The 21,720-nt window shown below is 68.7% G+C and carries 17 protein-coding genes, 1 tRNA gene and 3 pseudogenes; 11 read left to right on the forward strand and 10 right to left on the reverse strand.

The window, feature by feature from the left end; genetic code table 11:
* The first annotated feature begins 79 nt into the window (after positions 1-79).
* Together LE548_RS15595 and LE548_RS15600 are read left to right on the forward strand one after the other, a co-directional pair.
* The gene (locus LE548_RS15595; RefSeq protein WP_225097429.1) at positions 80-1,183 is read left to right on the forward strand and encodes a GDP-L-fucose synthase; all 1,104 of its coding nucleotides are present in this window, start codon (positions 80-82) and stop codon (positions 1,181-1,183) included.
* Positions 1,184-1,297: 114 nt separating this feature from the next.
* A complete protein-coding gene (locus LE548_RS15600; protein WP_225097430.1) occupies positions 1,298-2,038 on the forward strand; it encodes an FkbM family methyltransferase in 741 nt (246 codons plus the stop codon).
* Positions 2,039-2,417: 379 nt separating this feature from the next.
* On the opposite strand, the gene gmd is transcribed toward LE548_RS15600, so the two are convergent.
* The gene (gene gmd / locus LE548_RS15605) at positions 2,418-3,458 is read right to left on the reverse strand and encodes a GDP-mannose 4,6-dehydratase (RefSeq protein WP_225097431.1); all 1,041 of its coding nucleotides are present in this window, start codon (positions 3,456-3,458) and stop codon (positions 2,418-2,420) included.
* 170 nt (positions 3,459-3,628) lie between these two features.
* A complete protein-coding gene (locus LE548_RS15610) occupies positions 3,629-4,522 on the reverse strand; it encodes a bifunctional 2-polyprenyl-6-hydroxyphenol methylase/3-demethylubiquinol 3-O-methyltransferase UbiG (RefSeq protein ID WP_225097432.1) in 894 nt (297 codons plus the stop codon).
* Positions 4,523-4,758: 236 nt separating this feature from the next.
* Between LE548_RS15610 and LE548_RS15615 the strand changes: the two genes are divergently transcribed.
* Both LE548_RS15615 and LE548_RS46490 read left to right on the forward strand, forming a co-directional pair.
* A complete protein-coding gene (locus LE548_RS15615) occupies positions 4,759-5,847 on the forward strand; it encodes a glycosyltransferase family 4 protein (protein WP_225097433.1) in 1,089 nt (362 codons plus the stop codon).
* A gap of 188 nt (positions 5,848-6,035) precedes the next feature.
* A pseudogene (locus LE548_RS46490) lies at positions 6,036-6,596 on the forward strand (WecB/TagA/CpsF family glycosyltransferase); the annotation flags it as partial.
* Between the two features lie 354 nt (positions 6,597-6,950).
* Here LE548_RS46490 and LE548_RS15625 read toward each other — a convergent pair.
* Both LE548_RS15625 and LE548_RS15630 read right to left on the reverse strand, forming a co-directional pair.
* Complete coding sequence (locus LE548_RS15625; RefSeq protein ID WP_225097434.1) at positions 6,951-8,675, reverse strand: sialidase family protein; 1,725 nt, start codon at positions 8,673-8,675, stop codon at positions 6,951-6,953.
* Positions 8,676-9,034: 359 nt separating this feature from the next.
* Positions 9,035-10,407, reverse strand: a pseudogene (locus LE548_RS15630) (IS1380 family transposase).
* A gap of 247 nt (positions 10,408-10,654) precedes the next feature.
* Between LE548_RS15630 and LE548_RS15635 the strand changes: the two are divergent.
* A complete protein-coding gene (locus LE548_RS15635) occupies positions 10,655-10,945 on the forward strand; it encodes a hypothetical protein (RefSeq protein WP_225097435.1) in 291 nt (96 codons plus the stop codon).
* A 250-nt stretch (positions 10,946-11,195) separates the two neighbouring features.
* On the opposite strand, the gene LE548_RS15640 is transcribed toward LE548_RS15635, so the two are convergent.
* The gene (locus LE548_RS15640) at positions 11,196-11,456 is read right to left on the reverse strand and encodes a hypothetical protein (RefSeq protein ID WP_225097436.1); all 261 of its coding nucleotides are present in this window, start codon (positions 11,454-11,456) and stop codon (positions 11,196-11,198) included.
* Between the two features lie 73 nt (positions 11,457-11,529).
* Here LE548_RS15640 and LE548_RS15645 point away from each other — a divergent pair, with 73 nt between their 5' ends.
* Together LE548_RS15645 and LE548_RS45440 are read left to right on the forward strand one after the other, a co-directional pair.
* Positions 11,530-12,549, forward strand: a complete 1,020-nt coding sequence (locus LE548_RS15645) for a Yip1 family protein (RefSeq protein WP_225097437.1) — start codon at positions 11,530-11,532, stop codon at positions 12,547-12,549.
* A gap of 663 nt (positions 12,550-13,212) precedes the next feature.
* Positions 13,213-13,338, forward strand: a complete 126-nt coding sequence (locus tag LE548_RS45440) for a hypothetical protein (RefSeq protein ID WP_263636104.1) — start codon at positions 13,213-13,215, stop codon at positions 13,336-13,338.
* A 7-nt stretch (positions 13,339-13,345) separates the two neighbouring features.
* Here the strand turns inward: LE548_RS45440 and LE548_RS15650 are convergent, their stop codons facing one another.
* Positions 13,346-13,843, reverse strand: coding sequence for a phosphoribosyltransferase (locus LE548_RS15650; RefSeq protein WP_225097438.1), 498 nt, complete (start codon positions 13,841-13,843; stop codon positions 13,346-13,348).
* A gap of 13 nt (positions 13,844-13,856) precedes the next feature.
* A complete protein-coding gene (dcd, locus tag LE548_RS15655; RefSeq protein ID WP_225097439.1) occupies positions 13,857-14,432 on the reverse strand; it encodes a dCTP deaminase in 576 nt (191 codons plus the stop codon).
* A 599-nt stretch (positions 14,433-15,031) separates the two neighbouring features.
* Between dcd and LE548_RS15660 the strand changes: the two genes are divergently transcribed.
* Positions 15,032-15,102: transfer RNA gene (locus LE548_RS15660), tRNA-Gly, on the forward strand.
* Positions 15,103-15,149: 47 nt separating this feature from the next.
* Here LE548_RS15660 and LE548_RS15665 read toward each other — a convergent pair.
* The 3 genes and pseudogenes from LE548_RS15665 to LE548_RS15675 all read right to left on the reverse strand — a co-directional run.
* The gene (locus tag LE548_RS15665; RefSeq protein ID WP_225097440.1) at positions 15,150-16,517 is read right to left on the reverse strand and encodes a deoxyribodipyrimidine photo-lyase; all 1,368 of its coding nucleotides are present in this window, start codon (positions 16,515-16,517) and stop codon (positions 15,150-15,152) included.
* Positions 16,518-16,531: 14 nt separating this feature from the next.
* Entirely contained in the window at positions 16,532-18,058 is a 1,527-nt protein-coding gene (locus LE548_RS15670; RefSeq protein WP_225097441.1) for an SDR family oxidoreductase, read from the reverse strand.
* Positions 18,059-18,611: 553 nt separating this feature from the next.
* Positions 18,612-19,389, reverse strand: a pseudogene (locus tag LE548_RS15675) (tyrosine-type recombinase/integrase); the annotation flags it as partial.
* 125 nt (positions 19,390-19,514) lie between these two features.
* Here LE548_RS15675 and LE548_RS15680 point away from each other — a divergent pair.
* The 3 genes from LE548_RS15680 to LE548_RS46495 all read left to right on the forward strand — a co-directional run bounded on the left by LE548_RS15680 (position 19,515) and on the right by LE548_RS46495 (position 21,516).
* On the forward strand, positions 19,515-20,765 hold the full coding sequence (locus LE548_RS15680) for an IS256 family transposase (protein ID WP_225097442.1): 1,251 nt from the start codon (positions 19,515-19,517) through the stop codon (positions 20,763-20,765).
* A gap of 68 nt (positions 20,766-20,833) precedes the next feature.
* Positions 20,834-21,088, forward strand: coding sequence for a DUF6332 family protein (locus LE548_RS15685; protein ID WP_225097443.1), 255 nt, complete (start codon positions 20,834-20,836; stop codon positions 21,086-21,088).
* Between the two features lie 224 nt (positions 21,089-21,312).
* Entirely contained in the window at positions 21,313-21,516 is a 204-nt protein-coding gene (locus tag LE548_RS46495) for a GIY-YIG nuclease family protein (RefSeq protein ID WP_361185846.1), read from the forward strand.
* Positions 21,517-21,720: the final 204 nt, after the last annotated feature.

The following is a 21,720-nucleotide window of genomic DNA, read 5'->3' on the forward strand; positions in this document are numbered from 1 at the left end:
TCGTGTCGGCGTCCGACTGCAGCCCTGTGCCTCTACAAACAGCATCGTTCAGGCCCTCGAGCAGAAGGAGAACGGCAGGATGCATGGCGACATTCATCCCAAGCGGATGTCTCTGCCCATTCCCGGCACCCAGCGGGCCGCGGAGACCGTGAGTGCGGAGGGTGTGCCGAAGCAGCCGGCCACCTCAGCGGCGAAGGGTGTCACCGCAGCACCGTACGGAGAGGTTTGCCGTCCGCTCGATCGCTCGGCGCGGGTGTTTGTGGCCGGGAGCCATGGACTCGCCGGCTCGGCGCTGTGGCGATGTCTCGTGCGGGAAGGATTCACGGACGTGGTCGGGCCCGGCTCCGCGCAACTGGACCTGCGCGAGCGCCGCGCCGTCTTCGACTGGTTTGCGGCCACCCGGCCAGACGTGGTCGTGCTGGCTGCCGCGCGAGTAGGCGGGATCAAGGCAAATGCCACCCGCCCCGCCGAATTCCTTTCCGACAATCTGCGCATCCAGGTCAACGTGCTGGACGCGGCTCTCGAGCATGGAGTGGAACGGCTGCTGTTCCTGGGCTCCAGCTGCATCTACCCCAAGTTCGCCGATCAGCCCATCCGTGAGGAAGCGCTGCTGACAGGTGCACTGGAGCCGACCAACGATGCGTACGCCATCGCCAAGATCGCCGGGCTCCTGCAGGTGCAGGCGGTCCGGCGGCAGCATCGCCTGCCATGGATCTGCGCCATGCCGACCAACTTGTACGGCACAGGCGACAATTTCCACCCCGAGCACTCCCATGTGCTGCCGTCAATGATCCGACGCTTCCACGAGGCCCGGGAGGCGGGCGCACGGCGGGTGGTGAACTGGGGCACCGGGACGCCCCGTCGCGAGTTCCTGCACGTGGACGACCTGGCTCGGGCCTGCCTGCATCTGCTGGAGCGCTACGACGCGGACGGGCCGGTCAACGTCGGGACGGGGACGGACCTGACCATCCGCGAGACGGCAGAACTCGTCGCGGAGGTCGTCGGTTACCAGGGGGCCATCGAGTGGGATGCCGGTCAGCCGGACGGCACGCCACGCAAGCTCCTGGACGTCTCTCGGCTGACCGCCCTGGGGTGGACGCCGCGCATTGCGCTGCGTGAGGGAATCGCCCAGACATATGCCTGGTACGTGGAAAACCTCGGAAACAACACTGTGCGACGGTGATCGGATCGGTCTCGTGATGTCGGGGCGGCCGGGTTCGGCATCGGGCGGACGCGCAGGTACTGCCACCGCTTGTCAATACCATGATCGGCGTCAGTAAACTGCCAGAATGAATGGGTGACCCTACTCCATCAGGCCCGCGTGATCGCGCAGCGCTTCGGTATCGATGTGAATCGATTTCCCGAATGCTCCTACGACTACCACATTGTCCAATTGCTGCTTCGCAGTAGGATCGACGTGGTTCTCGACGTGGGGGCGAATTGCGGTCAGTACGGTTCACTGCTGCGACGCTTTGGCTATCAAGGGCGGATTGCCTCCTTCGAACCGGTGCACGAGCCGCTGCAGACTCTGTTCCGACGCACCGCCGCAGATCCGCTGTGGACGGTGTTCCCGCACGCGCTAGGGGACGAGCGGGCCACGGTTGCCATCAACGTGGCCGGGAACGGTGCTGCCAGCAGTTCCGTGCTGCCCATGCTGCCGCGGCACGCCGAAGCCTGCCCGGAGTCACGCTACGTGGAACAGCAGGAGGTGGAACAGCACCGCCTCGATGCGATCTGGCCGCAGGTGGCCGCGCCGGACGACAGGGTTTTCCTCAAACTCGATGTCCAAGGCTACGAGGAGGCCGTGTTGCGGGGGGCCGGAGACCGGCTGCACGACTGCGCAGGTCTGCAGATGGAGGTTTCCTTTGTCCCCCTGTACGAAGGGGAGTTGTTGCTGGGGAGGGCCTTGGACCTGGTGCAGCACCAATACGGCTTGACCTTGATGGCGTTGGTCCCGGGGTTCACCGATCCCCGGACCGGTCAGATGCTGCAGTGCGACGCGGTCTTCTTCAGGGACGAACTGCCCCATATGGCGTAACCCGGCGGGGTGCGGTGCCGGTGTGGCTCAGGACGCTGGTGGCGGCGTGGACGGTCTTCGTCTGATCCTGCCGGTCCGACGGACCGAGGCCGCGCAGGTCCAGGTTCTCCAGCAGCGGGGACTGCCCGGCAGCGGGGACCGCCCGGCAGCGGGCTCCGTTCGAGGCGGCCGAGGGCCGGACCGCGGACGGCTCACCCGGTACGAATCCCTCCTGCGGGCCGACACACCGTCGGAGTCGGGCGCCAGTGCGCCGGCAACGCCGACGGGATCGAGAATGGCGCAGGCCCACGCTCGCAGCGCGGGCCGGGGCACGTCCGTACCCAGCGTCGTATCAGGCCGTGGCGCCCCCGGCCGGCCCCCGGGCGGTTCAGCGGGAGTATCAGAGCCGGGTGAGCGGGTGAGCGGGCGAGGGGACGGCGGGCACCGTGCCTTCTCCCTGCCCAAGAAGTGCCCGATACTCCGCATCGACCATCAGGCGGGCCAACTCGGGCGTGTACACGGTCGGCCGCCAACCGAGGACCTGTGCGGCCTTCGACGGATCACCCACCAGATCGTCCACCTCGGCGGGGCGCAGGTATCGCTCGTCGAAGCGCACGTGGTCGCGCCAGTCGATGCCCACATGGGCGAAGCAGTGCTCGACGAAATCCTGAACGCTGTAGCTGGTGCCTGTGGCGACGACGTAGTCGTCCGGGGCGTCCTGCTGCAGCATCAGCCACATGGCCTCGACGTACTCCGCGGCGTAGCCCCAGTCGCGGCGCGCCTCAAGGTTGCCGAGGTACAGGGGATCACGGAAACCCGCCTTGATGCGAGCCGCCGCCATGGCCACCTTGCGCGTGACGAACGTGGGCCCCCGGCGCGGTGACTCGTGGTTGAAGAGGATGCCGTTGGCCGCGTAGAGCCCGTACGCCTCACGGTAGTTGCGGGTGATCCAGTACGCGTAGACCTTGGCTACTCCGTACGGGGAACGAGGGTGGAAAGGAGTCGTCTCGTGCTGCGGCGGGGGCGACGCACCGAACATCTCGGAGCTCGACGCCTGGTAGAAGCGGCAGGGCAGGCCCGTGGTCCGGATGGCCTCGAGCAGCCGTGTGGTGCCCAGTGCCGTCGTGTCCCCGGTGAACAAGGGCTCGTCGAAGGAAACGCGCACATGCGACTGGGCGGCGAGGTTGTACACCTCGTCCGGCCGTACGCGTTCGAGGAGACCGGCGACCCTGCTGGCATCCGTCAGATCGCCGTAGTGCAGGAACAGCCGGGTTTCGGGATCGTGCGGGTCCTGGTAGAGGTGATCGATACGGCTGGTGGTGAACGTGGAAGCACGCCGGATGATCCCGTGGACGGTGTAGCCCTTGTCCAGGAGCAACTCGGCGAGATAGGAGCCGTCCTGGCCGGTGATTCCGGTGATGAGCGCCGTTCTTGCTGTCACACGCACTCCTTGTGCTGAAGCTGACGAATGGACTGACGGCCGTTTTTTCTGTTTCTGTGTGGCTGGCTCCTCCTCCCCCCCGGCGACAGCGTAGGAAACAGTCCCTGAATCACCCAGGGTCGCGGCCGAATGTTCCCCCCCCATACGGCGCATTCGCGATCGGTTTCCCGTCAACGGGCGCGCGGCGTCATACGCACCCACAGATGCCAGCCCATCACTTTCCCACTGCCGCGTCCGTGAACAGGTAGCGGCGGGGCGTGCAGGAAATGCTTCTCGGCGTGACGGACGTCGAAATCGGGGAAGTCCCGCCGCACGCGCCCGACGTCGTAGACCCGTGAAAACGGGTTGTGGGGGCCATCGGTGTTGCTGTGGATGAATTTCGGCATCCTCAGGTAACGTGCGAGCCCGATCCTGCGGGCGTTGTCCAGGTGGGCACCGAGGAGCCCTTGGGGCGCGGGAAGCGCGCCCAGCCGCACCAGCGGACGGGTCGCCAGGAGCGCGGCTCGGCGCAGTAGCCCGATCGACACGAGGTAGTTGAGCGACCAGCGGGCGTACAGCATGACCACCAGCTCTCCGCCGGGCCTCAGTACACGACGGATCTCCCGCTGGGCCCGGTGGATGTCCGGGACGTGGTGAAGCACCCCGTGGCTGAAGACGACGTCGAAGGACCCGTCCGGGAACGGCAGGTCCAGAACGCTGGCCTGGTGCAGCCCGTCGTACGGCAGTTCACGCAGGGCGAGCCGCGTTCCCGTCCTCCTGACCGCCGTCTCGGTCAGGTCGACCCCCGTCCACCGGGCACCTCGCCTGATCAACTGCTCGGCCTCGGAACCCTGCCCGAGTCCGATCTCGAGAAGGCGCCGCCCGGCGCAGTCCAGTCTGTCCAGGCACGCCGGAATGTGGTGTTCGAGCCGGTACTTCGCGGCGTCGTACCGCGAGAAGAACTCCTCGTAGTCCTGTCGCTCGTCTCCGTCCGGCGCCCCGAAGACGTTGTCACCGCACGGGTGGGCGGACCAGAAATCCTTGATATCCGGTTCAAGCACGAGAATCTCCTGCCGCTTTCGCACATGACCCTGGGTCGCAGAAGCTCTTCTATCACGACGGACGCGAAGCACCGAGTTACCGTCCCGTGAGTCCCCTACTTTTCTACATCGACATATCCTATGAATAAGAAGAAGCCAACGTGTCGCACTGGACTCTGCGACCCCGGGCATGATGCCGTGAAACCCCGGATAACATCTCGATAAATTGTTGGGAGGGAGACGTCATGTTCCCGTTCCGCCCAAGGGATACGCAGCCCTCGGTGCCGACCGTCCTCGCGCTGAGGCACAGCGCGGGCCTCGGGGGCATGGGCAGGGCCGCCGAATTCTTCACCCCGTCGCTGCGGCGCCTGTGTGATGTCGTGGGTGTCGTCTCCCTTTCCGCGGAACGTATGTCCGACCACTTCGAGCCGCCCTGGCTCGCCAAGGCCGGCGCCACGGGCTCGGCCATGCGGCGTTTCGCCCGGGTGCTGGTCGCAAAACGTCCGGACGCCGTCTACCTGCCGATCTCCCAGTGGGGTCTTCCCCTGCTGCGGGACGCCCTCATCGTCGCCCTCGCCAAGGCCGGCCGGTCCACGCCGGTGCTGCACCTCCACGGCGCCCAGCTGCCGGCCCGGCTCTCCGCGGCCCCGCTTCTGCGGAAGGCACTGGGCGGAGCCCACTGGATCGTCCTGAGCGAGGACGTGGCCGCGGAACTGCGTGCCAGTGGCTGCGGTACGAGGTCGGTGACAGTGATCCGGAACCCGGCACCGGAGACGCCTCTCCAAGCCAGTGCTTTTCCCACGCGGAACCGCACACAGCCGGCGGACCCCGGTGCCGTGCGGCCTTTGCGCGTCGCCTGGCTCGGCACGATGTGCCGGGCCAAGGGCTTCGACGTGCTGTGCGAGGCGGTGGACCGGATGAAACGGTCGGGCGCCGCCGTGGACTTCTCCGTCGCCGGGATGCGGCGGGACGTGCCGGAGTCCCGGATGGGTTGTGTGGACCGGGACCTCGGTGTGCTCCAGCCGGCGGACGTCCCCGGGTTCTGGTCCGCTGCCGACGTGTTCGTCCTCCCGGCCCGCTGGGCCGAAGGACTCCCCTTCGTACTGCTCGAGGCGTTGCAGGCGGGCTGCGCCGTCGCGGGGACCCCGTCCGCCGGCTGCGCCGAACTCTTCCGCCACGGATGCGTGGACGCCGTCGAACCCACGGTCGCCTCGGTCACCGCTTTCCTCGAGGCCTGCCGGACCGACCTGGACGGTGTCCGGGACCGTCAGCAGGAGGCGTGGCATGGACTGCGGCCGCTGTACGCGCGCGATCGTGTCGAGGAGTCGTTCGCGCGCTTCTGGGAGACATCGATTCTCGGACAAGGTTGAATGCGTTGGAGGCACAGGTGCACACACCGCCTACGCCGGGACTGCCCGACGAGACCACGGCAACCGGGAGGGCGGGCCCGGGTCGGCCCGTGACGGTGTGCGAACTGCCCGTCCACCCGCTCACCCTGGAGGAGTCGGTGGCGGCCGCCGAGGCACTGATCGCGGACGGCGGCCCGCACCAGCACGTCGTGCTGAACGCCTCGAAGATCGTCCAGGCCCATGACGACCCGGCACTGGCGCGGATCATCCGCTCGTGCTCGCTCGTCAACGCCGACGGACAGTCGGTCGTATGGGCGGCCCGCCTCCTCGGCAGCCCGCTGCCCGAACGGGTCGCGGGCATCGACTTCATGCTGGCGCTGTGGCGTACGGCGGCACTCCGCGGGTACCGCGTCTACCTCCTGGGCGCCGAACCCCGGGTGGTCGAGGAAACCGCCCGCATCGCCGCCGGGCAGGGAGTGAAGATCGTCGGACACCGGGACGGTTACTGGGACGAGGCCTCCGAGCCCCAGGTGGTTACTGCTGTCCGTGAAGCCCGTCCGGACATCCTGTTCCTCGCCGTGCCGAGTCCACGCAAGGAGTACTTTCTCGCGCGTCGGCAGCAGGACCTGGGCTGCGCCCTGGTGGTCGGCGTCGGCGGATCCTTCGACGTGGTGGCGGGAGTGCGCAGCAGGGCACCGCGGTGGATGCAGCGGGCCGGCCTCGAATGGTTCCACCGCCTGGTCCAGGAGCCCCGCCGCATGTTCCTTCGCTACGCGGTGGTACGCCTGGAACACGGTGACGTGCCAGGTGTGGGAGGTGGCTTCCACGTGGTTCGCCGTGCCGTGCGCGGCGGCCGGTACGGCGTCGCTTCGAACGCGACCGCGCGCCCCCGCGGGAACAGCAGGCGCCGCAGGGCCCCGCGATCCGGAGCACTTCGAGTGACACCCGCGCTTCCGTCCACCGCTCGCCACGCACCCGGCCCGGCCGGGGAACGCCCGCTTCCGGCGAGGACCTCACCCCGGCGCTCACCACCCAGGAGCCAGAGCACCACGGCCAACGCCGAAGGGCCGAGAAGACGCTTGTCTTCAACGGCCCTCCGGCGACCCCGATCTGCTCAGCCAGTCCTACCCGTGGTGCCGGTGATGCCCCGGCTTCTCCTCGTGGTGCGGCTTGGGGTGGGGCTTGGGATGCGGCTTGGGATCAGGCTTGGGCCACCCCGGATCCACGTGCACCGTGCCGACGTTCGCGTCACCGAGGCTGTTGTCTCCCCAGGCGGCGATGGCACCCGGATACGTGCCGAGCCTGTCCGTGGCGATGGAGATGTAGTCGCCCATGTAGTACGGGGGCGGCACCTGATCCACCCTGCTCGGGAAGAACCGGGAGCTCACGGGCGCCCTCTTCCAGCTGCTTCCCCCGTCGGAGGACTGGGCGACCACGGCCTGGATGTTGAAGTTCCTCGCGACGCCCCGGTAGATGCCCTGCCGGTCGTAGTAGAGACTGTAGAGCTTTCCGTGTGAGTCCACGTCCAGAGCCGGCTGGAACCAGTCGACCTGTTCCCCGACGGGGCCGTCGTTCACCCGGGTCGGGGCACTCCATGTGGCACCGCCGTCCGTCGACCTGGAGAACAGCACGCTGGAGAAGCAGTACTTCTTGACGTTCTCGCAGTTGCTGTTGGGGTCGGGCTGCTGCGCGTAACGTCCGTCGCTCCATGTCACGTACAAGGCCTTGTTCGACGGTGCGACCGCCAGGCCCTGCAGATCCACGAAGTTGCGGAACAAACCCTGCAGCAACGTACCGTCGCCGGTGGGCACCACCGGACTGATCAAGTGGTCGCCGCCGAAGCTGGCGCCGTCGTCGACCGACCGGCGGACATGGATGGACCGGCGCTCGAAGTCGGGGTCGTAGCGCTCCCAGGCGACGTAGACGTTGCCGCCCTTGCCCGTTTTCACCAGAGACGAGAACACGGTGGCTGTAAGGCCGCAGTCCTGGTCGATCACCTGTGGTGCCGTCCAGGTCGCCCCGCCGTCGGTCGACTTGACGTACTCGATCGCCGTGCGGAAGGCGCCGCCACAGAAGGTTCCGGAGCTGTCGAAGTCGGTGTACGTCACGTGGATGATGTCGTCGGACGGGGAAGCGGTCGGCCCCGGCTCGACGGTGATCATCGGCTTGTCGAGGAAATGGGTGCCGAGGTCCCCGCTGGCCGCCAGGTCACCGTGGTGGAAGCTCTTGCCGCCGTCCGTGGAACGGGCCACCGAGATACCGCTCTTGATGGTGCCGCCGGTCTGGAACGACATGGACGTCGACCCGAAGTAGAAGTTGTTGCTGGTCGAGCAGCCCAGCGTCGGGTCACCGGTCAGGTCCCGTCGGGTCACGCCGGGCGGGGGAGGATCGGCGATCAGGGCGCCCATGTCGGTGTACGACGGCAGCTTCTTGTCCGGGTCGGTGGTGCGGGACCACCCAAGGAGGCTGATGGCGCCGCTCGGCGGGGGGTTGACAACCGTCGACATGAAGCTTCCGGTGTCGTTGTAGCCGATGACCGCCGTCTTGCCGCACCAGGCCGTGCTCGGCTCGCTCTGCGTGTTGCCGGCGAACCGGGAGATGAAGTCGTCCGGGGCGTTCGGGTCGTTGGCGTAGCCCTGAGGCGCCGGCCGTGGCGTCAGCGGCAGTTGCCTGGGCCGGACCTTCGGCAACTTTTTGTTGTTCGCCAGATTGAGCAGAAACTGGCCTGATCCCGACAGGAACCGCTGTTGTTGGGCGGGGATGCTGTGCTTCAGCTTTTCTCCCGCCGCAGAGAGCTGGTTGAGGGGAGACGGAGGCTGCTGCTGGGCGATCGCCGGCGTTGCTGCCACACCGACCACGGTGACGAACGCGGCGAGCAGGCCCCGGGCTGCTACGCGACGTCTCCGTGGGCGCCTTTCGGGGCCCGAAAGGAAGTTCAACGCGGTCACTCCTTTGCTAGGACTGCGTTACTACTGCTTTATCCCTTTCATATCTCGGCATCGTCGCTACAGAAGTGAATGGCGATCACTCCCCGAGTGGATGGCACCCGTTCAGCCGACCAGGAATTGCCCCGAAGCCACTCCTGGCTCAACCTCGATCGTTCATGGGAGTGCGGGCAGGTTGAGATCCCGTCTGTCGCGTCGGGGTGTGCGCCGGATTCCACAGTTCCGGTGGGCTGGTACTGCTCGCAGGGATGGGAAAGCACTGGTCAACCGGAGTTCGGGAGGGCGTGGAGCCGGTCCGGGGCTTCGATGGTCACGTCGGTCCAGGGCCAGTGCTCGGCGAGGCGGGGGGTAGCGGCGGCGGCCCGTGGTGATGAGCTGGGCTGCGGTGGGGAACAGCCGTAGCCGCAGGCGGCGGGGCTCCCAGAGCCGGGCTTTGCCGGTCAGTGCGAGCAGGGGCATCCAGGCGAGCAGGTCGAGAGCGATCTGGACGGTCTCCAGCCCGATCTGGTTCCGCGCGGTGTCGTGAAGGGGGGTTGCACAGACCGGTGTCGCGAGCGGTGTGGATGCGGTCCTCGGCCCGGGCCCGCTGACGGTGGCGCAGTTCCAGGTCCGCGACGGGTGCGCCGGTGGTGTTGGTGGCGAAGCAGGTCAGTCGCATGCCGTCGGCGTCGGTCAAGCGCAACTGGGCACCGGGGTGCGGCCGTTCCTTGCGGACCATCAGCCGGAGTCCTTCGGGCTGGCCGGCCAGGCGGTCGCCGGCGGGTTCGGCGACCCAGGCACCGTCGCGGATATCGCCGTCAGGTTCCACGGCCGGTGTCCAAGCCGAGGCCGGCGCCTTCAGGACGGCCTGGTGGATGGCGTCGGTGATGGTCATGCCGACCGAGTACGACAGCCACGTTCCGCACTTCGCGAGCCGACGACGAACTCACGGGTGCCGCCGCCGGAACCGCAACGGATCAACGTCTGCCGTCCCCGCCGGAGGTGTTTCGGCAGCTGGCCAGGGCCGGCCAGGTGGCGACGATGTGGCCGGCGGCGGTGCCGGAGCCGGCGTCGCCGGGCCGCAACAGGACCACGACCGGCTCGCCGGCGCGGCGCGGCCATGGTCGACGAACCCCGTCAGCGGATGGTGGCCAAACGACTTCTTCCAGGTCGCGGCGGCGTCCTGCTTCTCGGAGTGCGCCAGGACGAGGACGCTGTCGATGTCCACGATCACCTGCCCGCCCGCGTCCGGCGCCGCATCACCGGCCAACCGTTACACGTGTTCGCGTACTTCAGCACGGGCGGTGCGCAGCGCGGCCAGGACCCGCTGCCCGCCCCGACGCCGGCGTACTGATCAGCCGGGAGACCGGGGGGCCGGAGGCCACCGGCCCGAACAGGGCCGGCTCGGTCCGCAACGTGCCCACATCGGCCAGGCAGTCCCCGCCCGGCGCCGCTGCGAGCGCCACATCCAGCAGGATCTTGCCCGGATCGTGTACCGCCCGCGGCTTGCGCCACGGCGCAAGCGCCGCCGATATCGCCGCATCCAGGCCGGATTCACGGACCGCCTCGACCAGCAGCGCCGCATCAGCCGGCGACACGATCCCGCGGCCATCGTCCTCGACACGACACGCGGGTAGCACCCGATACGCTCCTTCACCCGGAAAGTGCCTCCGACGGCAGCGGGAACAAGGACCTCAGCAATCCCCATTCTCGCTGGTCAGAGGCACTTTCCGCTTTCTTGATCACGAGCCGGACAGCCCACCTCGCGAAAGCGCGAGGTTGGGTCGAAAGAGCGGAGCGCGTCATTCTCCCCGTGATCATTACCGTATGGAGTCGCGCGCATGCATAAAGTGATGCGCGCTGGGAGTCGAGTAGCGGCTCCCACTTGAGCATGGGAGAAAGACATGCCATCCATTGCCCGGACTCTTGGGGCCGTCGGTGTCGGTGCCGTGCTTGCGCTCGGCGTCACACAGTCCGCGTCCGCAGCGCAAGGACAGCTGATCATCGGCAGCACGACGTACAACAACCCCAGCGGCTGCTACATGGTGGGGAGCCTTCCGACCGAGGTGCAGAACCACACCACTGGCATCGCGTACGTCTTCAGCGGCACCAATTGCACGGGGTTCGTGATTCAGACTCTGACGCCCGGCTCCAGCGCCGTCGACAGCTACGGATACAGCGTGTACGTGGGGTAGGCCCCGCCTGCTCGCCGTGAACCGCTCGAGTCTGGCCTCCACCGGCAGCACGGTGCCGGCCCGGGAGACCACCGAACAGCCGCCGCCCTCGATGCGGACACGCGGGTGGGCCCCGATACGCTTCTCCGTCTGGAAAGTGCTTCTTCCCTCGCAGCCAACAGGACCCCCAGCGAGTCCTACCGTTGCAGGTCAGGAGCACTTTCCGGCATTTTGGACCAGCCCTCGCCCGGCCACCTGACGAAGGCGAGGGTCAGGGCAGCGCCGCAGGGAATCCCAGCACGGGTGACGGCACGTCGATCCCGGGCTCCCCCGAGGCAGGCCGGGCGTGGATCCGGTCGAACCGCATCCATCTGGGCTCCGCCGCGAAGTCCGGTATCACCTGGGCCAAGGCGAGACAGACGAGCTCGGAGTCCGTCGACTGTGGAGGCCGAGCCAGCCATCCGGTATCTCCGATCTCGTCGTCGACCTTCACGTACCGTGCGGTGAGCAGGGTGTCCAGGTCGCTTGTCACAGAACGACCTCTGACACCCTGTCTGCGTTCCGGACGCGGCGTCAACAACGTCATGACCCGCAACATCCAGAGGATGTCACAGGTCGGCCGCAAACCCGGGCCCGGACGCCCGGGCCCGGTACGTCACTCTCCGAGACCAGGTACGTTCGACGACGTGGCTGGATTCAGGATCGGACGCGGGGGCCGGGACAACCGCACCCCCCAAGGACAGCAGGCACCGCAGGGACCGTCGTACGGCCGCCCCGCACCGCAGCACGGGCAGCCGGGGTCGTCGTACGGACCGGCGGGACCGTCGTACGGCTTCCCGCAGGCACCGCAGCGGTCGTACCCGCAGCCGGGGCAGTCGTACGGGTACCCGGGCCCGGGCGGCGACGGGCCGGAGTACTTCGGGGGCGACGGTGGCCACCCGGGCGGCGGCGCTCCCGGCCATGACCCGTACGCGGCCAACAACCCGGGCCACACCCAGGCGTTCTCGATCGACGAGGCCGCCGGCTACACGCAGGGCGCGACCTACCAGGCCGGCTCGGCCGCCGCGCCCGCGGCCCCGCTCGGCCCGCCCCTGCACTGGAAGGAGCTGCTGAAGGGGATCATCCTCTCCCCCGGCCAGACCTTCCTGCGCATGCGGGACTACACGATGTGGGCCCCGGCCCTCATCACCACGTTCCTCTACGGCCTGCTGGCCGTCTTCGGCTTCGACGGCGCCCGCAAGGACGCGATCGGCGCCACGCTCTCCAACGCGGCGCCGATCGTGCTGATCACGGCGGTCGTGATGGTGCTCGGCCTGTTCGTCCTGGGCGTGGTCACCCACACCCTGGCCCGCCAGCTCGGCGGCGACGGCGCCTGGCAGCCGACGGTCGGCCTGTCCATGCTGATCACGGCCCTCACGGACACGCCGCGGCTGCTGGTCGCCATGTTCGCCGGCGGCGACGCCGGATTCGTGCAGCTGCTCGGCTGGGTCACCTGGATCGGCGCGGGCGCTCTGCTGACTCTGATGGTCTCCCGCTCCCACGACCTGCCCTGGCCGAAGGCGCTGGGGGCGTCGGCGATCCAGCTGATCGCGCTGCTGTCGATAGTGAAGCTGGGGACGTTCTAGAACACTCAGCCTGTACTCCGGGTCGGGGCCGGTGTCGCGGGGAGGCACATGGTCCCTGCCCACCCGTCCTTGATCGTGGACGTGGCGGCCCGGTCGCATCCGGTGTTCTTGGGACCGAGCCCGTCGCATCCGGCGCCAGAACAACCGGGCGTGGCCAACGCGGTCTCGGCAGCCCACGGCTGCCCGCACGGCAGTCGGCCCCGGCCCTCCGGTACCGCCCCCGGCGTCGCCACCGCCGATCGCGCTGGTCAGCAGCACGGAGAGCGACGGTCCCGGCGGAGGAACGGCGCCTTCGCTTCCGGCGGCTGCTCGCCGCCCACCCCGACCTCGCGGAGGAGCTGCGCCGTGGCCTGGCCGAAGACTCGACTCCGGCGCTGCCGGCCCAGCCGCCGGGCAACTGCACCGTCTTCAACGCGACGGCGACCGGCAACGACCGTGTCTACCAGTCGGCCGGGGACCAGCGGATCAGTGAGCACAGCACTACGCACCCCGCCGCTCCCTCAGGCCGGCGCCGGCCTGGACCGCGGTCGGGGCGACGCTGATCGCGCTCGGCGCGGCCGCCGGCGTGGACCTGTGGGACCGGCACAGGTCGGCGCACGCGGATGCGCAGGCGACGGTGACGGGCGCCACGACGGCGGCGCGGACATCGTCATCACCGAGTCCGTGAGCCCACTGGAGCGCGGTCAGCTGTACCAGGTGTGCGTCTCGGTGCAGGAGCAGGACGGCCCCAAGCCCGTCGTCGCGAGCCGGCACGTCAAGGGCCGCGAGCTGGGGATCATCTGCACCTGACCCCCTCCTACGCGTCGAGGACCTGCCCAGCCCGCTGCACCACGGGCGGCTCGACGCTCCACGGGAAGTTGATCCAGTCGTCGGTCCGCTTCCAGACGTACTCGCACTTCACGAGCGAGTGGGACTTCTCGTAGATCACCGCGGAGCGCACCTCGGCGACGGTGTCGAGACAGAAGTCGCGCACCAGCTTCAGCGTCTTGCCGGTGTCCGCGACGTCGTCGGTGATCAGGACCTTCTTGTCGGAGAAGTCGATCACGTTGGGCACGGGAGCGAGCATGACCGGCATGTCCAGGGTGGTCCCCACCCCGGTGTAGAACTCCACGTTCACGAGGTGGATGTTCTTGCAGTCGAGGGCGTAGGCGAGCCCGCCGGCGACGAACACCCCGCCGCGGGCGATGCTGAGCACGACGTCGGGCTCGTACCCGTCGTCGGCGATGGTCTGGGCGAGCTCGCGGATGGCGCCGCCGAACCGCTCGTAGGTCAGGTTCTCCCGCACGTCACTCATGTTGCTGTGGCCCTCACACCTGGGTCCGATGGAAATTGACGTAGGACCGCGAGGCGGTCGGCCCGCGCTGCCCCTGGTACCGGGAGCCGTAGCGCTCGCTGCCGTAGGGGAACTCGGCGGGCGAGGTCAGCCGGAACATGCACAGCTGGCCGATCTTCATGCCGGGCCAGAGCTTGATCGGCAGGGTGGCGAGATTGGACAGCTCAAGGGTGACGTGCCCGCTGAAGCCGGGGTCGATGAACCCTGCGGTGGAGTGGGTGACGAGCCCGAGGCGCCCGAGCGAGGACTTGCCCTCCAGCCGCGAGGCAAGATCGTCGGGAAGCGTGATGACCTCGTAGGTGGAGGCGAGCACGAACTCCCCGGGATGCAGGATGAAGGGCTCGTCCCCCTCCGGCTCCACGAGCCGCGTGAGATCGGGCTGCTCGACGGAGGGGTCGATGTGCGGGTACCGGTGGTTCTCGAACACCCGGAAGTACCGGTCCAGCCGTACGTCGATGCTCGACGGCTGCACCATGGTTTCGTCGTAGGGATCGATCCGTACCCGCCCGGCGTCGATCTCGGCCCGGATGTCCTTGTCTGAGAGAAGCACGTAGCGAGGATACGCAAGGCGCGCGGAGCCGTGACAATCGTGACGGTTCCGCGCGCCTGGATCACTCTGCGCTCACTGTCCGCGCCGCTCCCGCGACCGCGTAGCTACCGCTTCGCTCTTCGCTACTGCTTTCCGCTTCGCTGCCGGTTCTCCGGAGCGGCTACCGCTTCTCCAGAGCGACCGGCACCACACTGCGGAGCCGGGCACACCCGGGACACCTCATGAGCCGGCCGGGGCCGAGCCGCTCGGCCTGCTGCATCGGGAACGAAGCGGCGCTGAAGACGTGCCCATCCGCACAGCGGACGACGGTGCGTTCCATCAAGTCCCTTAAGTCCCTTCCCCAAGAGCCTCGTCGGGCGTTCCGCCCTGACGACAAAAGCCACATTACGGGATCAAAGAGACGGCTCTCCAGGCGGCACTCCGGCCCACCCGCCCCCTCCGCGAGGCCTCCACCGTACGCCCCAACTCCGCCCGCCCGCAGCCGGATCGCACCCCTGAAACCGACTCAGACCCCTGGGGCCCGGGCACCAGGGGTCTTCCATGCTGTACAGTGAGCAACGTCCGGACCCCGACTCCCCGAGTCGATCTGTCCGAACTACGCGGGTGTAGTTTAATGGTAGAACATCAGCTTCCCAAGCTGAGAGCGCGAGTTCGATTCTCGTCACCCGCTCTTGAGAGAAACCCCAGGTCAACGGCCTGGGGTTTGTTTTTGTCCGATCAGTCGGCTCCCCGCCGCTCCCTGAAACGGGCGGCGGCCTCGGCGAGATCCACGATCGGGCCGGGGTAGTCCAGGCCCGCCCGGGTGGCTGCGTCGAGGTGAGCGACGCGGTGGACCGCGGTGGCGTCGAGGTGGCGGAGTTCGGGGAGCCAGCGGCGCACGTACTCCCCGCGGGGGTCGTACCGGCGCGCCTGGACGAGTGGGTTGAGGAGCCGGTTCGGGCGGGTGTCCGTGCCGGTCCCGGCGACCCATTGCCAGTTGAGCTGGTTGTTGGCCACATCACCGTCGACAAGGAGGTCCAGGAAGTGGCGGGCTCCCGCCCGCCAGTCCACGTACAGCGTCTTGGTGAGAAAGCTTGCCGCGAGCAGGCGGGCCCGGCCCGGCATCCAGCCCTCGTGGCGGAGCTGTCGCAGGGCGGCGTCGACGACGGGGTAGCCCGTGCGGCCGTCCTGCCAGGCTTCGAACTCCTTCGTGGCGCGGCGCCAGCGGCCGTGCCGGGGCCGGTAGTCGTGGTCGGCGGCGTCGGGGCGGGCCGCCAGGACCTGGTGGTGGAAGTCCCGCCAGGCGAGCTGGCGGACGAAGGCGTGCGCACCGGGACCGTCCTGGGCGCGGACCCGGTGCAGCAGTTCGGTGGGTGAGAGGCAGCCGAAGTGCAGGTAGGGGGAGAGCCGGGAGGTCGCGTCGGCGGCCAGGTCGTCGTGCCGTTCGTCGTATGCGGACAGCGGGCCCGCCAGCCATGACCGCAGCCTGCGGCGGGCCTCGGATTCCCCGCCGACGGGCAGGCCCGGCGAAGTGGATCCCGACACGATGGACTCTGCGCGAGGAAGGTCGGCCGAGCCCACGTCGGGTAGCCGTACGACGTCCGGTGCCGGCAGGACGCCGCGCACGGAGAAGCTCTCCCATCGGCGGAAGTAGGGGGTGAAGACGGCGAAGTGGCCCTTGCCCGCCGGTGTCAGCGCTCCCGGCGGTACGACCGTCAACGAGGCGTCGTGGGCTCGTAGTTCGCGTCGGTCGCCGGCCAGCTCCGCGCGCAGCCGGTCCTCGCGCCGTGCCGCGTAGCGGCTCACCCCGCCCGCGATGTGCACCACAGTTGCCCCGGTCTCCGCCGCCACCCGGCAGGTCTCCTCGACCACGTCGCCGAGGCGCACCACCAGCCGACCGCCCCGAGCCCGCAGGGCCCTGTCGAGATCAGCCAGGCTGTCGGCGAGGAACGCCGCGCGGTTGGGTCCGGCGAAGCCGGTGCGGCGGATGCCGGTGTCGACGACGAAGAGCGGGACCACGCGTTCGGCGTCCTTCAGAGCGGCCTGGAGGACCGGGTTGTCGTGCACCCGCAGGTCGGCGGTGAACAGGGCGACCGAGACGCGCACGGTTCTCGAGCCCCTCAGTGAGTACGGGCCGGCTCAGGGGCGGCCGATTCGGCCGCGGCGGCGATGTTGCGGGCCATGCCGCCGAAGACCGCGGCGTGGAAGGGTGCCACGCCCCACCAGTAGACGTGCCCAGCCAGGCCGTGCGGATGGAACAGGGCCCGCTGCCGGTACACCGTGCGTCCCTGTGCATCCCGGTCGACGGCCATCTCCAGCCAGGCCAGGCCCGGCAGCCGCATCTCCGCGCGCAACCGGAGCAGCCGGCCCGGCTCGATCTCCTCCACTCGCCAGAAGTCCAGGCTGTCGCCGACCCGCAGCCGGGTCGCGTCCCGGCGGCCCCGGCGCAGACCGACACCGCCAACCAGGGTGTCCAGCCAGCCCCGCAAGGACCAGGCCAGCGGCGAGGAGTACCAGCCGTTCTCGCCACCGATCGCCTCCACCACCTGCCACAGCGCCTGCGGCGACGCCGCGACCGTACGCTCGCGGTGATCCGTGTAGAGGCTCCCGCCCGCCCAGTCGGGGTCGGTGGGCAGCGGGTCGCTGGGGGCGCGCGGAGTCGAGGCGGAGGACCACCTGGTGGCCACGTCCGCGTCCTGCACGCGCCTCAGAGCCAGCCGGATCGCCCGGTCGAGACCGACCGGTCCCTCCGCGGGGTCCGGCACGTAACGGACGATGTCCCGCTCGGCGCAGACCACCTCGTGCCTCAGCGACTCGACCAGCGGGCGGGCGAGAGCGCCCGGCACCGGGGTGACCAGACCGACCCAGAGGCTGGACAGCCGGGGGGTGAGCAGGGGAACGGGGAGGATGAGGCGTTTCGGCAGCGCGGCGACGACGGCGTACCGCCGCATCATCTCCTCGTACGTGACGATGTCCGGTCCACCGATGTCGAAGACGCGGTTCACGTCGTACGGCAGCCTCGCGCATCCCACAAGGAAGCGGAGCACGTCGCGGACGGCGATGGGCTGGATGCGGGTGCGCACCCAGCTCGGGGTCACCATCACGGGCAGCCGCTCGGTCAGATATCGCAGCATCTCGAACGAGGCCGAACCCGACCCGATGATCACGGCTGCCCGCAGTACGGCGGTCGGCACGCCCGAGGCCAGGAGGATGCGGCCCACTTCGGCGCGGGACCGCAGATGAGGTGACAGTGCGTGCTCGGGTACTCCGGAAGGGCTCAGACCGCCGAGGTAGACGATTCGGCGGATTCCTGCGGCACGCGCCTGCTCACCGAAGACCCTGGCCGCGCGCCGGTCGGTCTCCTCGAAGCCCCGACCGGTACCCAGGGCGTGCACCAGGTAGTACGCGACGTCCATGCCCTCCATGGCCGCGCGCACGGCCCTCTCGTCCGTTACGTCCCCACGCACGGTCTCCGCCCGCCCAGCCCACGGATGGTCCCGCAGCTTGCCGGGGGCGCGGGCCAGGCAGCGCACGGAATGCCCGGCGGCGAGCAGCTCCGGCACCAGCCTGCCGCCGATGTAACCGGTGGCGCCGGTGACCAGACAGCGCAGCGGCCGGTCGTCGTCGGTCATGCCGGTCGCACGCATGCCTGTCGCGTGCGCCTTGCCCGGCGTCGGCCGGCGGACCGAGGCGCAGGAAACGTCATGGCTCTCATGTCCTCCTGGGAGGTGCCTTCTGATGCGCCCTGTCGCTGTTCCCTGAACCCATGCTTGGGGCCGCGGACGAACACCGCAACCTCGCCGTCCCGGGCCGGAGGGTGGTCACGACGGGTTCGGCGCACACCTGGGTGCCAACCCGTCCCGGGGCGCCCCGGTGCCGGCCCCGCCGTCATGCACCGAGGTGGGTGAGGACGGCGAAGACGGGGGTACGGCAGGGACGTGCCCTATCCGTGCCCGTAAGTGCGGACAACCACGGTCAACCATGGGCGCCCGACCCCCCTGTACAACAATGCCGACACAACGAATCCGCGCAGGTCAGAGGCCGTTCCACCACCCAAGCGCCGTCGCTTCCCAAGCTGAGAGCGCGAGTTCGATTCTCGTCACCCGCTCCACCACGAACCCCCAGGTCAGAGACCCGGGGGTTCTTTGTTGTCTAGACCGGTGGGCGGGCCGCGCACCACATTCGCACCATAAGCAGCGGCTAGCTGCCGGTGGGCTTCTCCCTGTGGTGCGCGCTCTTGTTCGTGGGGTGCTTCGCACGCTCGGTGCAGACCATGTCGTCCAGCCCGGCCGCCACGTCGCGCTGCCGCTCCTCGTCGGAGTGCTGATAGATCAGCGCGGCCTTCTCGGACGACTGGCCGGCGCGGACCATCGCGTCCTTGAGGGTGGGCGCCGGAACGGGTCGAAAGCGTGTGTCCGGTGTGACGAAGGTCGTAGAAGCGGAAGCCGTCCGGGAGGCCGACGGCGACACGAGCGCGTCGCCACTTCCGGCCGAAGGACGTACGACGGAAGGGCGCGCCCTTCTCGCCGACGAAGACCAGGCCGCCAGGTCCCTTCTCGGCGAACCAGGCGAGATGCTGTTTCACCTCATTGTGGAGAAAAGCCGGTAGGACTACGGCGCGTACGCCCGCGTCCGACTTGGTCTCGCCAGGGGCCCGCCTGTCGTTGGTCCGCTCCGGCTCGGCGACGCGGACGCGGATCACCATGCTGTCGGGGTCGACGTCCCGGCGCCGGATGCCGGACAGTTCTTCAGGCCGCATCGGGCCGTACGCGCCGAGGTAGACCATGAGGCGCCAGCGGATACCGATGGCGTCGGCGAGGGCGTCAACCTGGGCGGCGGTGGCGATACGGCGTTCAGCGGCCGGCTCCTTGCCCGCACCTTTGATCCGGCACGGATTGCGGCTGATCAAGTCGTCGTCGACAGCCGCCTCAAGGATGCCCTTGAGGCGGCGGTAGGCCTTGGCGACAGTTGCCTTCGCTTTGGGAGCAATGCTCAAGACCTGTGGATCGGCCTCGGGTTGGACGTGAAAGGGCGTACCTTCCCGAGTGATCGGTAGGTCACCGAGTAGACCGACGTTGCACCGTCGGTTGGGAAGGCACGCCCATGCTCAGCGTAGTCAACGAGGACGGCACGACGCAGTCCGGCTCCTTGATCGACGAGATTGTCCGTGAGGGTGCGAGGCGGATGCTTGCCGCGGCGCTGGAAGCCGAGGTCGACCAGTACATAGCCGAGCTGGCCGCCGAGAAGGACGGTGCCGGCCGCCGTCTGGTCGTGCGCAACGGCCGTCACCGTCCCCGCACCGTGACCACGGCTGCCGGCCCGGTCGAGGTCAGTGCGCCCCACGTCAACGACAGGCGCGTCGACGAGGTGACCGGTGAGCGGATGCGGTTCTCCTCGAAGATTCTGCCGCCCTGGTGCCGCAAGTCCCCGAAGATCAGCGAGGTGCTGCCCTTGCTCTACCTGCACGGACTGTCCTCCGGGGACTTCGTTCCCGCGCTGGAGCAGTTCCTCGGCAGCTCGGCGGGCCTGTCGCCGGCGACGGTGACCCGCTTGACGAAGCAGTGGCAGGCCGACCATGCCGCCTTCCAGGACCGCGACCTGTCGGCGAGCGACTACGTCTACGTGTGGGCCGACGGCGTCCACCTCAAGGTCCGCCTCGGACAGGCCCACTCCTGTGTCCTGGTCCTCATGGGGGTGCGTGTCGACGGCACGAAGGAGCTGATCGCCCTGGCCGAGGGACTGCGGGAGTCGACCGAGTCCTGGGCCGACCTGCTGCGCGACTGCCGCAGACGCGGCATGAAGGACCCGGAACTGGTCGTCGGCGACGGCGCGATGGGCCTGTGGAAGGCCCTGGCCGAAGTGTTCCCCGCCGCCCGCCATCAGCGCTGCTGGGTCCATAAAGTTCGCAATGTGGCGAACATGCTTCCGAAATCTGCGCAGCCCGGCGCGAAGAAGGCCCTGCAGGAGATCTACAACGCCGAGGACCGCGGCCACGCCGAGAAGGCGGTCGAGGACTTCGCGAAGATCTACGGGGCGAAGTGGCCGAAAGCCGTCAAGAAGATCACCGACGACCAGGACGAACTCCTGGCGTTCTACGACTTCCCCGCCGAGCACTGGGTCCACCTGCGCACGACAAACCCCATCGAGTCGACCTTCAGTTCCGTGAAACTCCGGACCAAGGTCACCCGCGGCGCCGGCAGCCCGGCCGCAGCCCTGGCCATGGTGTTCAAGCTCGTCGAGTCCGCCCAGGAACGCTGGCGCGCGATCACCGGCGCCCACCTCGTGCCCCTGGTCCGGGCTGGGGCTCGGTTCGAGAACGGCGCCCTGGTCGAGCGCGCCGAGGCAGTGGCGTGAAAGCCCGGCCGCGTCAAAGGAACTGGCAACTGCTCGGCTGCGGATGGGCATCGTGTGAGACTTGCGGCATGGACATGGGTCGGGAGTCACGCGGGGAGAAGGACGCAATGACGGTGGAGATCGTCTTCGCCTTCGTGACGGGCACCCTGCTGGCTGCGGCCGTGTTCGCGGTGGCATTGATCCCGGCACTGCTCCTCGGCGTGTCTGAGCCGACGGGGAAGGCGATGCTGATGGGAGGTGCCCTGGTCGGCGCGGCTGCCGGGATATGGCGTCTGGTGTCGGTACTGCTCCGGTTCGACACTCACCGCCGTCAAGGCCGCTGAGCTCCACGAGGAAGTCGCGGCATTTCCTGCCTGTGGCGTGTAGTTGCTGCGCCAGCAGCGGGTTCCTCAGCGATCCACAGGTCTTGACAATTGCTCTCGCTTTGGTGGTGCGAAGCCGCTGGGCACGCCACTCACGGACGCGAGGGGCGGTGATCTCGTCGAGGTCGAGCGCTCCGAACGTGGGAAGGACGTAGAGCCGCAGGAGGTGCTCGTACAGGTCCTCGGTGCGAACGGCCAACTCCCGCTCTTCGACCCATTTCTCGGCGCAGATACGGAAGTTGGAGTCGGAGCTCATCTCTCAACTCGACCTGCCCCTGAACCTCGACCAGAACCGCCACGACCCGTTCCACGGCCGCCTCAAGGAAATGAGGTCCCAAGCTCGCCGGCAGCACGAGAGTTGGCCATCAGCGCATAACCCGTCGGGTTGACATCACCAGCTGACTGTGAGGATGTCGGTGGTGCCGCCCGAGGCGGTCTGACCCGCCGACTGACCGACGCCCAGGCTGTCTTGTTGATGAAATGTCGGCCGACTCGGGTGGTGCCGCCCTGCGCGCGGCCGGTCGGGCGTTTGTGACCTCATAGGAGCCCGGCCAAAGGTCCCATCACAGTCTTGTCCTCCCGCCCGACCGGCG

The sequence above is a fragment of the Streptomyces sp. CoH27 genome, assembly GCF_020181035.1.
Taxonomy (GTDB): domain Bacteria; phylum Actinomycetota; class Actinomycetes; order Streptomycetales; family Streptomycetaceae; genus Streptomyces; species Streptomyces camelliae.

What these genes read in the sequence shown, in the direction of transcription:
- LE548_RS15595 (WP_225097429.1), top strand. Translation starts at nt 80, where the DNA reads ATGCATGGCGACATTCATCCCAAGCGGATGTCTCTGCCCATTCCCGGC.
- LE548_RS15635 (WP_225097435.1), top strand. Translation starts at nt 10,655, where the DNA reads ATGCCATCCATTGCCCGGACTCTTGGGGCCGTCGGTGTCGGTGCCGTG.
- LE548_RS15645 (WP_225097437.1), top strand. Translation starts at nt 11,530, where the DNA reads ATGTCACAGGTCGGCCGCAAACCCGGGCCCGGACGCCCGGGCCCGGTA.
- LE548_RS15650 (WP_225097438.1), bottom strand. Translation starts at nt 13,843, where the DNA reads ATGAGTGACGTGCGGGAGAACCTGACCTACGAGCGGTTCGGCGGCGCC.
- LE548_RS15670 (WP_225097441.1), bottom strand. Translation starts at nt 18,058, where the DNA reads ATGCGTGCGACCGGCATGACCGACGACGACCGGCCGCTGCGCTGTCTG.
- LE548_RS15680 (WP_225097442.1), top strand. Translation starts at nt 19,515, where the DNA reads ATGCTCAGCGTAGTCAACGAGGACGGCACGACGCAGTCCGGCTCCTTG.
- LE548_RS15685 (WP_225097443.1), top strand. Translation starts at nt 20,834, where the DNA reads ATGGACATGGGTCGGGAGTCACGCGGGGAGAAGGACGCAATGACGGTG.